Below are 13432 nucleotides of genomic sequence, written 5' to 3'. Positions count from 1 at the left end.
CTTTTCGGTTATACTTTGAAGTAGCAATTATATAGTCACGGGAGCTTGGTGGGACCAGGCTGAGAGGATAGTTATAACTATCGACCGTCAAACCTGATCTGGATAATGCCAGCGGAGGAAATGGAGCTCTATTTCTATTTGTCTACTCTAAGGCCGCATCTTATACAGATGTGGCCTTTTCTATGTGTGGGGAGTAGACCGTCTCCGCTTGATCAAATCACCTTATAGGAGGAATTGAGATGACAAGCGAATTGAACAACGATCCAATCAATCTATCAGCTTTTCCAGCAAGTCAAAAAGTGTATGTAAAGGGTTCACGGTCTGATATTCAGGTGCCTATGCGGGAGATCTCACTTAGTCCAACTGCGGGCATAGACGGCGAAGAGGAGAATGCCCCAATTCATGTTTATGACACAAGCGGGGCTTACACGGATGCTAATATTCATACTGATATTCGTCAGGGGTTAGAGCCCAATCGTCTAAGCTGGATTGAGGAACGAGGGGATGCAGAAGCGTACGAAGGAAGAACCGTAAAGCCTGAAGATAACGGAAATGCAACGGGAAAAGCTGTGGCGGAAGTGTTTCCAGCGCTCCATAGAAAACCTTTGCGAGCGAAAAAGGGGCGTAATGTCTCTCAAATGCATTATGCACGCAAAGGGATTATTACTTCGGAAATGGAATACGTTGCGATTCGTGAGAATGTGGCACCGGAATTTGTAAGAGATGAAGTAGCCCGCGGCCGCGCCATCATTCCAGCGAATATCAATCATCCAGAGAGTGAACCAATGATTATTGGACGCAATTTTTTAGTGAAGATCAATGCCAATATAGGAAATTCCGCAGTATCCTCATCCATAGAGGAAGAGGTAGAGAAGATGAGATGGGCCACCCGCTGGGGTGCAGATAATATAATGGATCTCTCCACAGGTAAAAACATTCATACGACACGCGAGTGGATCATCCGTAATTCTCCTGTTCCTATTGGAACGGTGCCTATCTATCAAGCGTTGGAAAAAGTGAATGGGAAAGCGGAAGATTTAACGTGGGAAGTATACCGTGATACGCTCATTGAGCAAGCGGAGCAAGGGGTTGATTATTTTACCATTCATGCGGGGGTTCTGCTTCGTTATATCCCGTTGACTGCACAACGTATGACAGGCATTGTTTCAAGAGGTGGCTCCATCATGGCGGCATGGTGTCTTGCGCATCATCAAGAGAACTTTTTATATACACATTTTGAAGAGATATGTGAAATCATGAAGCTGTACGATGTTTCTTTTTCCCTAGGCGATGGATTACGTCCGGGTTCGATTGCTGATGCGAATGATGAAGCACAATTTGCCGAGTTAGAGACGTTAGGTGAATTAACAGCTATAGCTTGGAGTCATGATGTACAGGTGATGGTAGAGGGTCCAGGACATGTGCCGATGCACTTGATTAAAGAGAATATGGATAAGCAACTTGAAACTTGTAACGAAGCCCCTTTTTATACATTAGGTCCACTGACTACAGATATTGCGCCTGGTTATGATCATATTACCTCTGCTATAGGTGCAGCGATGATTGGTTGGTTCGGTACAGCTATGTTATGTTACGTAACTCCGAAGGAACATCTTGGCCTGCCTAATAAGGAAGATGTACGTATAGGGGTCATTACTTATAAAATAGCGGCTCATGCCGCAGATTTGGCGAAAGGGCATAAAGGAGCACAAGACCGGGATAATGCTCTTTCGAAAGCCCGTTTTGAATTTCGTTGGCGTGATCAATTTCATTTATCGTTAGATCCTGAGCGAGCGCTCGAATATCATGATGAGACATTGCCTGCGGAAGGCGCTAAAACAGCTCATTTCTGTTCCATGTGCGGGCCGAAATTTTGCAGTATGAAGATCTCTCATAATATCCGGAATACGACGAGAATTGAATCAGGAATGCAAGAGAAGGCGCAAGAGTTTCTCCAAGGCGGGAGCCTCATTTATAGATAACTTTTTCTGCTAAAAAGAAATATCTAAAAGAAGTCGTCATTGGCGGCTTCTTCTTTTATACTTTGAATAGATAGGAGTTGATGAATTGGAAGCGATTCGTTCAGAGGAAGCCATTTTAGAGGATTTAAGTAATAGTTTCTATCATTTTTTTGGATTGAAAGTCCTTCATGCTACCCCAATAAAACGTGGCTGGTTAAATCTTAAATGGAAAATCATAACGGATTCAGGACCATTTCTACTTAAACAATACAACAAAAAAAGATATAAATTGTATAACCCAGAAGAGCTGAGCTTCGCCTTTTCTCAACAGAAAAGATTGTATCTACAGGGACTCCCATGTCCCGAATTGTTGGCTTATAACCATAAAGTTTTACTGGAATCAGATATGGGAGAGACGTTTATGGTTATGGAATATTGTGAAGGGCGTGTCATAGAGCCGGGCAAAATTAACATCCTTCAAATGTTTGATTTGGGTCGTGCCACAGGTAAAATGCATCGTTTATTAAATGATGGGACCCTTAGTTTGAAAAGAACCCCACAATTTATTCCCCAAAGCCCTGAGGAACGTTTAGAACATTGGAATGTACTCCTACAACAATCAAAGGAAATGGGCAAAACTTCACTCATCACTGACCTAGAGATACAACTGAGAGCGACTGAAGAAATAGATCCGGAAATATTCGAAGGACTTGTAGCTGGATGGGCACATCGTGATTTATGGGTTGATAATCTTTTATTTCAAGATAGCCAATTGTCTGCAATTCTAGATTTTGATCGGTTCAAATATGATTATCCGCAGCTTGATGTTGCACGTGCAGTGATGTCATGTGCTTTAGATGAAGATTTAGATGGAGCACTAGCTTCAGCATTTATTGACGGATATCGTGAGGAACGAACGGTGGAGCAGGGATATTTAACAAAATCATTGCAGTTGTTGTGGTATATGGAAAGCCCGTGGTGGATTAATGCCGCGATGGACAAACATAGTGTACCTCCAAAACGTTTTGCAAAAGAAATGAATTGGCTGGCTAAGAACCTGAACAATTTACCTGCTATCTTAGGGAACTTATAGTGAAAACGATTGAATTATAGCCTAAAAGATGCATTGACCAGCAAAAGTTTGGCGCCTATAATCTTAACAAGGAAAATTCATCAGATATTGAACCGTTTGTAAACGCATACAATGAGTTTTTTCCTTATTATTCATTGAAGGAGGAGATTAAAACTATTAAGTATTTCTTTTTTTCTCATTTTTGCAAACGTTTGCACATCACGATGGGCTTAAAATCGTAAGCTGCACTTAAAATTATGAGGAGGTTATTTACTTGGTATCCAAACAATCCAGGCGTTATATTTCGTGGTTAATTATTTTTTCACTCATTTTTAGTTTATTTGGTTTATCGGGTGGAGCATCGGCCAGCAATACGGATCATACAGTCACCTATACCAATCCTACAGCGGCAGCTGTGACCTTACATTGGACTACGAATAACTGGGCTAATACTACGGACACGGTGATGACCAAAAATGGAACCACGTTCATCGCCAACCTCAACGTTCAGGAAGGTGCCACCCTAATTTATTGTTATCACATCACGGCTCCAACGGATAGTTGGGACAATAACGGCGGGAAGAACTGGACGGTTGTTATTCCGGTCGCCGGAAAATACGAAGCAGAGAGTGCATCCCTATCTGGTGGTGCAAAAGTAAATACGAATCACACTGGATATTCGGGCACTGGTTTTGTTGATGGATATACAACTACAGGAGCAGCCACCACTTTTAACGTCCAGGCTTCCGCAGCAGGGTCCTATAATGCCACGCTTCACTATGCTAATGCATCCGGCAGTGCTAAAAAAGCGTCCATTTATGTCAATGGAATAAAGGTTACACAGACAACATTAGCCAACCTGACCAACTGGGATACATGGGCAGACCAAACAGAAACACTCTCTTTACAGGCAGGAAATAACACGCTTGCTTATAAATATGACTCGGATGATAGCGGGAATATTAATATCGACTATGTGACCCTTTCGGCCGGAGCTACACCAACACCAACGATAACTCCTACCCCAACAGTGACACCCACACCTACGGTAACTCCTACCCCAACAGTGACGCCAACACCTACGGTAACTCCTACACCAACAGTGACGCCAACACCTACCATAACACCCACACGAACGCCAACAGTGACGCCAACACCTACACCTACTTCAGCGGGGCTAACCGTTCACTTTAAGAAACCAGCAAGCTGGAATGCAGCGATCCGCATCCATTACTGGAATCTGAATCCGGCAACCGTTCCGACTAGTGGAGCATGGCCGGGAATACTGATGAAATCGGACGGGAACGATTGGTATAGCTATACTGTTCCAAATGCTACAGGGGCAAGCCTGATCTTTAATGACGGCAATGGCAAACAGACGGCTGACTTATCTCGCAGCGTAAAAGAGGGCTGGTATAACTCAGATAACGTATGGTATGACGCCAATCCAGACGTTCCTAAGGTTCCGGTGATATCCGTCTCTCCTGTGCCCAAAACCTATGATTCTGCCCAAACGGTGACCCTATCCACTACAAATAGCGGCGATAAAATTTATTATACGACCGACGGATCAACACCTACGACAACCTCAACGTTGTATACGACTCCAATCCAAGTACCTTCTTCTTTGACTATCAAAGCATTCGGCGTTAACTCTATAGGGCAAGCGGGTAATGTAGGCTCTTTTGCTTATGTGATTGATCTGAATGCCGATTTGCAAGCTCCGATTATCACTGCGAATCTGCCTGTTGGGAATTCGAGCTCAGCGGTTTCCGTATCTTTTAATATAAAAGACAACAAGGCGGCAACAACCACAGCATATTACACAGATAATGGTACGGAACCAACAACGAGTTCAAAAGTCTATATTTCAGGCAATGCACTAACATCTCTTGCGGGACCGTCTATCTTGATTAACAAGACGACAACCTTAAAATTCCTTGTGATCGATGGTGCCGGAAATGAAACCAAACAGAGTTTTGTTTATAACATTGGTAATAAGGGCGATTTTCGTGAAGATACGATTTATTTTGTAATCACTTCCCGGTTTTATGATGGTGATTCGAGTAACAATGAGCATGCATGGGAGGATGCCAAGGCAGGAAATCCGGACTCTGATCCAGCTTGGCGAGGGGATTTCAAAGGACTGATTCAAAAGCTCGATTACATTAAAGCCTTAGGATTCAGTGCCATCTGGATTACACCTGTGGTGCAGAATGCCAGCGGTTATGATTATCATGGGTACCATGCAATAAATTTTGCAAAAGTAGATCCAAGATATGAATCCGCAGGGGCATCTTATCAGGATTTGATCAATGCAGCACACGCTAGAGGGATAAAGGTTATTCAAGATATTGTCGTCAATCATACCGGTAATTTTGGAGAAGAAAATCTGTTCCCGATGTTCAAAAAAGATCCAACGGCGGCGGACACCGTGAGTAACATGCTCAAAATTACGGATAAGCTGCCAGCTAACTATGATTCCATGACCCCGGATCAGCAATATCAGGCAAGACTTGCCTTAATGAAGACTGCGGAGACTAACAATAATATTTACCATACGGAAAAAAGTCTTTCTTGGGAGTCTTACACCGTCCAGACAGGACAGATTGCGGGAGACTGTGTGGACTTAAACACAGAGAATCCTCTAGTGAATCAGTATCTAATCGACAGCTATAATCAATATATTGATATGGGTGTGGATGCTTTCCGGGTCGATACTGTAAAGCATGTAAGCCGGTATATTTTTAACAAATATTTTGTGCCGGCATGGAAAACAAGAGGGGGCTCAGACTTCTTTGTCTTTGGGGAAGTGGCTACTCGGTACAGAGATGTGTGGAACAGTGGAATTCCGGCGATATCAACACCATTTTATACTTGGAAAAGCTCAAAACCCTATCCAGGTGACGGTCAAAATGACTACGCTTCCAATAAGCTATCGGTGGAACAAGAGTGGGCAGATAACTCTACTACAGCAGGACAACCTACCTCGAACAATGCTTTTTTAACAGGAAATACTTATCATACGCCTGATTATTCGAAGAAATCGGGTATGGATGTTATTGATTTTCCAATGCACTGGGCCTTCAAGACTGCTCAGGAAGCATTTAGTATGAGAAGCGGTGATCAATTCTATAATGATGCTACCTGGAATGTAACTTATATTGACTCTCATGACTATGCACCTGACCAAGCACCAGAAAATCAAAGATTTGCCGGCACACAGGACACTTGGGCTGAGAATCTCGCGCTGATGTTCACCTTCCGAGGAATACCTGCGATCTATTATGGTTCTGAAATTGAGTTCAAAAAAGGATCAGTCATCGATGTAGGTCCAAATGCGCCGTTAAGTACAACAGGCCGTGCTTACTTTGGCGATCATATTGAGGGTAGTGTTACTGTTCAAGATTACGGTAAATATACCAATGCTACTGGCACACTTGCAGACTCGTTAAATTATCCTCTGGCGAAACATATCAGACAACTTAATTTAATTAGAAGAGCTGTTCCTGCTTTGCAAAAAGGCCAATATTCTACAGAAAATGTATCAGGTGATTTGGCATTTAAAAGAAGATACACTGATAGTAGCAAAGGAATCGATAGCTTTGCTTTGGTTACAATCTCAGGAAATGCAACATTCACTGGAATTCCTAACGGAACTTATGTGGATGCAGTGACTGGTGATACCAAAACCGTTACCAACGGTGTGATCACAATCAACTGCTCCGGTAAAGGAAATGCGCGAGTGTATGTATTGAACGGTAGTGGTGGAATCGGAGAGTCAGGAACCTATTTGAAGTAGAACCTATATAAGTTAACAGAAATAGCCTCAGTTCGGGATGAACCCGTACTGAGGTTGTTTTTATATAGTACAGATTGAAACGTCAGTATTTTTACCCGTGTTTAATGCAAAGTTCTTGCCATTTCATAAGCCAACTATATTGTTCATCGCAGAATTCTTTGGATATACTTTGCAATCCTTGACACTGCACTATTCTTGAGATGATTTGAAAATGTCTGATCGCAATAAAATCGAAAAGAGCCTTAAACTCATTACTACTTATTGTACGTGTTGTACTATAACCCGAATAGAAACGTTCGTACAAACGCATGGTTTGATCATACATCGATTCATTTGAGTGATTAAAATCGGTAGCATCACACATGTATGCAACATCCATACTCGGATAATCACCCGAAGCATCATCGAAGTCCAAAAGAATATATTCACCGCACTCATTTCTGAGCATATTTCCTGTGTGAAGGTCACCGTGACAAAAGCTTTTGGGAAGCCTTGTGATATGTTCCCATAATTCATTGCCGTAATGATTTAGTTCAAGGATTTTTCCTGGGTCAAATTGGAGATCTTGCATATTGGAGATATAACCATCGATGTAATCGAATTTTGTTCTACGGATAAGCTTCTCGGGGTATCGCTCCATTAAGTTATGGAGTTTCCCGATCTGTGTCCCGATGCTCTTCGCCTCGATTTTACCATCGGGTGTTGCTCCCTCGACATAATCGTATAGTATTCCAACGCAGCTGCCAGCCTGACTACTGAGTATAATGTGGCTATCATTCTGTACAGTTCTAATCACAGAAACTGCTGGATATGAGTTAGCTTTTAAATAATCGAGGATGCGAACCGTCTGCAGAGCATCATCCGTTTTAAAGCTACGAAATATTTTGAACATATACTTTTTCTCTTGGTTCTGCAAAAAATACACCCTACCGATCATCTCACGATGAAGGCTGATATTCTCTATATTTATTTGATAGGAGTGTTTAATTTCATTGATAAGGCTATCATATTCCATATACAAAGATCTCCTTCTGATATATATCGAGCTATAAAAAAGTATATTCTCTTTGTACTTTATAACTAATATATAAAGCTTACACATACCATATGTCACTAGAAAATATTTAAGACAACCAAATAATGCTTGTAAATCATGATTGGAGATATTTATGAATACTATAGACGTCGATTTAGTAGCAAGATTAATAAATGAACAATTTCCTGAATGGTCCGATTTAGAGATCAGACCTGTGAAATTCAATGGGCATGATAATCGGACTTTTCACTTAGGTGAACAGATGAGTGTGCGATTACCAAGTGCAGCCGCTTATGTTCCTCAAGTGGAGAAAGAACAACAATGGTTACCTTTTTTAAAGAAAGGACTGACGTTACCTATTTCAACACCATTAGCGAAAGGGACACCTACCAAAGAATATCCTTGGCCTTGGTCTATTAATAATTGGCTAGAGGGAGAGACTTTATCCCATGAGAACATTAATGATCTCAATCAATTTGCGAGAGACTTGGGAAGCTTTTTAATTGAATTACAGTCTATTGATGCTAGTGGGGGACCTTTAGCCGGAGAGCATAATTTTTATAGAGGTGGGTCCTTAACTGTATATGATGAGGAATCTAGAAATGCGATTGAGCATAATAAAGATATTTTTAATGAAGGTCTATTGAAAAAGATCTGGGAACTGGCATTAGACTCTGAATGGGAGTCAGAACCAGTTTGGGTTCATGGTGATGTCGCACCTGGAAATATATTAGTCAAAGACGGACAGCTTTGTGCAGTCATTGATTTTGGCATATTAGGGGTGGGTGATCCTGCTTGTGATGCTGCAATGGCGTGGACTTTTTTTGATGAGGCTAGTAGAAGAATCTTTAAAAAGGTATTAAACATGGATGCACAAACGTGGAATAGAGCAAGAGGGTGGGCTTTATGGAAAGCACTGATCACCTATAATGGAAATCGATATTCTAATCCAACAGTAGCGGAAGAATCCTTGAATATTATCAATCTAATAGTAGAAGACATCGAATTGTAGAAATTGAACTACATAAAACATGTAAACTAAACCATAATAGTCAATAAGCACGAATGAGCATCAGTCAGATGATAAAGTGTTGTACTTAAATCCGAAAGAAAGGAATTTGTATGAACATTTAGCGACTGACAACGATTATCATATTAGAATTATTATAAATAACTTGACAGGCCTTAATTTGGTTAATTATAATAATTATAAATAGTATCCACTCTATTCATAAATTAAACCCAAAGGAGATTAAACAATATGTCATTAATCGGAACAGAAGTACTACCATTCAAAGCAAGCGCATTTCAAGATGGGAAATTTATCGATGTTACAGAAGAAAACTTCAAAGGTAAATGGAGTGTAGTTTGCTTTTACCCAGCTGACTTCACATTCGTATGCCCAACTGAACTAGAAGATTTGCAGAACCAATATGAAACCCTCAAACAACTAGGTGTTGAAGTATATTCCGTTTCTACTGACACACACTTTACACATAAAGCATGGCATGAAAGCTCCGCAGCAATTGGCAAGGTGAAATACATTATGATCGGCGATCCTTCCCATGTGGTTTCCCGCAACTTTGATGTATTGATCGAAGCTGACGGTCTTGCTGATCGTGGTACATTCATCATTGATCCAGACGGTGTTATTCAAACTGTTGAGATTAATGCTGGTGGTATCGGCCGTGATGCTAGCGCTCTTGTTAACAAAATTAAAGCAGCGCAATATGTACGCAATCATCCAGGTGAAGTTTGCCCAGCGAAATGGTCGGAAGGTGCAGAAACTCTTAAACCAAGTCTCGATCTTGTAGGTAAGATTTAAGGAGCGAAAGCTAAATGAAACTAGATCAAGAAATAAAAGCTCAACTAGTGCAATACCTTGAACTCTTGGAAGGCGATGTAGTACTGAAACTCAGTGCAGGCGCTGACGAGGCATCACAAGAGATGACCGAACTAGTTGATGAAATTGCCAAAATGTCACCTAGGATTACGGTGGAAAGAACCGAACTGTCTAGAACCCCAAGCTTTAGTGTAAATCGTGTGGGTGAAGATACGGGCGTAACCTTTGCTGGAACTCCGCTTGGACACGAATTTACTTCATTAGTATTGGCTCTGTTGCAGGTTAGCGGAAGAGCTCCTAAGGTTGAGCAAAGTGTAATTGATCAGATCAAAGGCATTAGTGGTGAATATAAGTTTGAAACTTATGTTAGCCTGAGCTGTCATAATTGCCCTGATGTTGTACAAGCACTGAATCTTATGAGTATCTTTAATCCGGGCATTACCCATACGATGATTGACGGTGGAGTATTCAAAGAAGAGGTAGAAAGCAAAGAAATTATGTCTGTTCCAAGCGTCTACCTTAATGGTGAATTTTTCGAAAGTGGTCGTATGACGGTTGAAGAAATTTTAGCTAAAATGGGCAGCAGTGTGGACGCATCTGAGTTTGACAATAAAGCTCCATATGATGTGCTTGTTGTCGGCAGCGGCCCAGCTGGTGCAAGTGCAGCCATTTATGCGGCACGTAAAGGTATTCGTACAGGTATTGTTGCTGAACGCTTTGGCGGACAGGTTAACGACACGCTTGGTATCGAGAACTTTATTAGTGTGAAGTACACTGAAGGTCCTCAACTCGTAGCTAAACTTGAAGAGCAAGTAAAAGAGTATGGCATTGATGTGATGAAATTGCAGCGTGTCAGACGTCTAGACAAAAATGACTTAATTGAAGTTGAACTCGAGAACGGTGCTGTTCTAAAGAGTAAGACGGTCATTCTGTCTACAGGTGCTCGTTGGCGGAATATGGGCGTGCCTGGTGAAGCTGAATTCAAGAACAAAGGTGTAGCCTACTGCCCACACTGTGATGGTCCTTTGTTTGCAGGCAAAGATGTTGCAGTTGTTGGCGGCGGTAACTCAGGTATTGAGGCAGCTATTGACCTTGCAGGTATAGTGAAGCATGTAACGGTTCTGGAATTTGCTCCAGAGCTCAAAGCTGATGCTGTACTGCAAGATCGTCTCTATAGCCTTCCTAACGTTACTGTTCTTAAAAACGTGCAAACTAAAGAGATTACCGGAACTGATAAGGTAAATGGTATTTCTTATGTTGATCGTGCGACAGAAGAGACTCACCATGTTGAATTGCAGGGTGTATTTGTCCAGATCGGTCTGGTTCCAAATACAGAATGGCTAGGTGACACAGTTGAACGTACTCGCGTAGGTGAGATTGTTGTAGATAGCCATGGTGCTACTAGCTTACCAGGAGTATTTGCTGCTGGTGACTGCACTAATAGTGCTTATAAACAAATCATTATCTCGATGGGATCCGGTGCAACTGCAGCGCTAGGAGCATTTGATTATCTGATCCGTAACTAATCGATATTATTAGTAACAGCAAGAGAACGAAAGCCCTCACTTTTCACAAAGTGGGGGCTTTTTTTATCTTTTGTGAGAGAGAAATGGGTGTTTGTAAACTTTTTGGAGGATTTTATGAAGATTTTCGCGAATACATATCTAAAATATGAATTAAGCAAAATTAAGGATTTAGATTAAATGCATGTCTGCAAGGCATAATCTGGTTAGACTTGGTGCGCTATAAATAACGTTTTGCTGGAATGGAGACTATATTTCTGTGATTAACAACATTGAATCTTTAGACAAATTTATCTCACTTATACCAATTATAAAATTATCTATCCCAGCTGATTTATCAATAGCGATATGTGATTTGGAACGGTTCGTTGCTTATTTTCCTGGCGACACCATAAATTTAAACATTAACGAAGGACAACCTTTACACAAAGAAGAACCGCTTTACTTAGCGATACAAGAGAATCGTACCTTGAAGTCCGATGTTCCAGCCCACTTTTATGGATTTGAGTTTACAGGTACAGCAACACCTCTTCACGATCAAACGGGACAAGTCATTGGCGGGATTGCAGTTCAGATTCGAAGACAAAGTGAATTAAAAGCCATTGTAGAACAAATCTCGGAATCATTATCCCAAGCCAATGAGCAAATTAATAATATTTCCTATGGCGTAAGTTCACTTTCGGATCACTCTCAGGAACTACTCATTCAATCTCAGCAGGCTGGAAAAGATGTGGAGAATACAACAGAAGTCCTATCCATTATAAACAGGGTTGCTGATCAAACGAATTTACTTGGGCTGAATGCTGCAATAGAAGCAGCGCATGCAGGTGAGAAAGGTAGAAGTTTTGAAGTCGTAGCCAAGGAAATCCGGAAATTTTCAAGGGAAACCGTCGCCTCGACGCAAAACATAAATAAAACCATGTTACAGATTAAGGGAATTACGAATCAAATGGCTAATTCGATAGAGAAGATAGCAGCTATCGGCCAAGAACAGGCGGCATCTGTTCAGCATACTTCTACATTTATTGAGGAAATAAAGATAATGTCCCAAAAACTTAACGAGTTTGCTAATAAATTATAAAAAGAGATTCAGTAGCAGTATTTTTGTCGCAATAAAAGAAAATTTTAAACGTATATTTAAAATCATGAATGGTATAGTAAGATAGTAATGAGTAATCAACATAGGAGGAATAAATTATGTCAACGCCGCACAATGCAGCACAAAATGGTGAAATCGCCAAAACAGTATTAATGCCAGGAGATCCTTTGAGAGCGAAGTATATTGCAGAAACCTATTTGGAGAACCCAACCCAATTTAATACGGTACGTAATATGTTTGGATATACAGGAACTTATAAAGGCAAAGAGGTTTCGGTAATGGGTTCGGGAATGGGAATGCCAAGTATCGGTATTTATTCTTATGAACTATACAAAAACTATGGTGTGGAAAACATCATTCGTATCGGTAGTGCTGGAGCATATACTGATAAATTGAATTTATTTGACGTGGTGTTGGCGGATAGCGCGTGGAGTGAATCTACATATGCCTATGTGCAAAGCGGTGTAGAAGGAGATATCCAGCTGCCAAGTAAAGAATTGAACGAAGTCATTGAAGCAGCGGCTACACGTATTAACAAGCCAGTTCTGACGGCGAGAATTCATTCCAGCGATGTATTCTATCATGAAGACAATGTGCCTGGAGTTAATGAATTTTACAATGAACATGGCTGTGTTTGTGTAGAAATGGAGAGTTATGCGTTGTTCCATAATGCGAAAGTGTTAGGTAAACAAGCTGCATGTATTCTTACCATTTCCGATTCGTTAGTTACTCATGCTGTAACCACGGCAGAAGAAAGACAAAATTCTTTCAACGGCATGATGGAAGTAGCTTTAGAAGCAGCGATTTCTATTTAATAAAAAAGATTAAGCAGCTTAAAAAGTTCTACGAGAAAAAGCTTGAAAGCCTATTAAATTCAGGATTAAGTCCTGATATTTAATAGGTTTTTTTCTCATTTGTAAGGTTGTGGAAATGGATAGGTGAAGCGTGTAAATTATTGTTGTTTTTAATCAAAATTTAATGTTAAATTCGTAATAATTCTCTCGGATTATACCGATATAAAAATCAAACCAAATGGCTACAAATCTTAGAAAAGACATCTAATCTCCATATGGTGGAAGTATTTATATTTTGGTGT

Annotated in this window: 9 protein-coding genes and 1 riboswitch; of the genes, 8 read left to right on the top strand and 1 reads right to left on the bottom strand. The window is 40.8% G+C overall.

Translation table 11 applies throughout. The features are described 5' to 3' along the window. Positions 1-27 precede the first annotated feature (27 nt). Positions 28-137, top strand: a riboswitch (TPP riboswitch). 102 nt (positions 138-239) lie between these two features. From thiC to MHI15_RS10575, 3 genes are all read left to right on the top strand, one after another. After that, complete coding sequence (gene thiC, locus MHI15_RS10585; protein WP_076282691.1) at positions 240-1982, top strand: phosphomethylpyrimidine synthase ThiC; 1743 nt, start codon at positions 240-242, stop codon at positions 1980-1982. An 85-nt stretch (positions 1983-2067) separates the two neighbouring features. Next, the gene (locus MHI15_RS10580; RefSeq protein WP_076308995.1) at positions 2068-3054 is read left to right on the top strand and encodes a phosphotransferase; all 987 of its coding nucleotides are present in this window, start codon (positions 2068-2070) and stop codon (positions 3052-3054) included. Positions 3055-3307: 253 nt separating this feature from the next. Then, positions 3308-6835: an alpha-amylase family glycosyl hydrolase gene (locus MHI15_RS10575; protein ID WP_341164402.1), complete on the top strand. Its 3528-nt coding sequence runs from the start codon at positions 3308-3310 to the stop codon at positions 6833-6835. A gap of 91 nt (positions 6836-6926) precedes the next feature. On the opposite strand, the gene MHI15_RS10570 is transcribed toward MHI15_RS10575, so the two are convergent. Beyond that, complete coding sequence (locus MHI15_RS10570) at positions 6927-7850, bottom strand: phosphotransferase (RefSeq protein WP_341164401.1); 924 nt, start codon at positions 7848-7850, stop codon at positions 6927-6929. 154 nt (positions 7851-8004) lie between these two features. Between MHI15_RS10570 and MHI15_RS10565 the strand changes: the two genes are divergently transcribed. The 5 genes from MHI15_RS10565 (at position 8005) to deoD (ending at position 13151) form a co-directional block, all read left to right on the top strand. Next, positions 8005-8883, top strand: coding sequence for an aminoglycoside phosphotransferase family protein (locus tag MHI15_RS10565; protein ID WP_341164400.1), 879 nt, complete (start codon positions 8005-8007; stop codon positions 8881-8883). 249 nt (positions 8884-9132) lie between these two features. Continuing rightward, complete coding sequence (ahpC, locus tag MHI15_RS10560; protein WP_036681373.1) at positions 9133-9696, top strand: alkyl hydroperoxide reductase subunit C; 564 nt, start codon at positions 9133-9135, stop codon at positions 9694-9696. Positions 9697-9710: 14 nt separating this feature from the next. Beyond that, positions 9711-11240 (top strand): alkyl hydroperoxide reductase subunit F, encoded by a 1530-nt coding sequence (ahpF, locus tag MHI15_RS10555; RefSeq protein WP_341164399.1) that lies wholly within the window; start codon positions 9711-9713, stop codon positions 11238-11240. Positions 11241-11496: 256 nt separating this feature from the next. After that, on the top strand, positions 11497-12318 hold the full coding sequence (locus MHI15_RS10550) for a methyl-accepting chemotaxis protein (RefSeq protein ID WP_076129804.1): 822 nt from the start codon (positions 11497-11499) through the stop codon (positions 12316-12318). Between the two features lie 116 nt (positions 12319-12434). Beyond that, positions 12435-13151 (top strand): purine-nucleoside phosphorylase, encoded by a 717-nt coding sequence (gene deoD, locus MHI15_RS10545; RefSeq protein WP_036681380.1) that lies wholly within the window; start codon positions 12435-12437, stop codon positions 13149-13151. The last annotated feature ends 281 nt before the right edge of the window (positions 13152-13432 follow it).

Origin of the sequence: Paenibacillus sp. FSL H7-0918 (genome assembly GCF_038007025.1) — a bacterium.
Lineage (GTDB): Bacteria > Bacillota > Bacilli > Paenibacillales > Paenibacillaceae > Paenibacillus_AQ > Paenibacillus_AQ odorifer.
This window is presented reverse-complemented; position numbering and strand designations above follow the sequence as displayed.

Excerpts from the sequence above, each read along its gene's own strand:
- MHI15_RS10570 (WP_341164401.1), bottom strand. The coding sequence starts at position 7,850 with ATGGAATATGATAGCCTTATCAATGAAATTAAACACTCCTATCAAATA.
- MHI15_RS10565 (WP_341164400.1), top strand. The coding sequence starts at position 8,005 with ATGAATACTATAGACGTCGATTTAGTAGCAAGATTAATAAATGAACAA.
- ahpF (WP_341164399.1), top strand. The coding sequence starts at position 9,711 with ATGAAACTAGATCAAGAAATAAAAGCTCAACTAGTGCAATACCTTGAA.
- deoD (WP_036681380.1), top strand. The coding sequence starts at position 12,435 with ATGTCAACGCCGCACAATGCAGCACAAAATGGTGAAATCGCCAAAACA.
- thiC (WP_076282691.1), top strand. The coding sequence starts at position 240 with ATGACAAGCGAATTGAACAACGATCCAATCAATCTATCAGCTTTTCCA.
- ahpC (WP_036681373.1), top strand. The coding sequence starts at position 9,133 with ATGTCATTAATCGGAACAGAAGTACTACCATTCAAAGCAAGCGCATTT.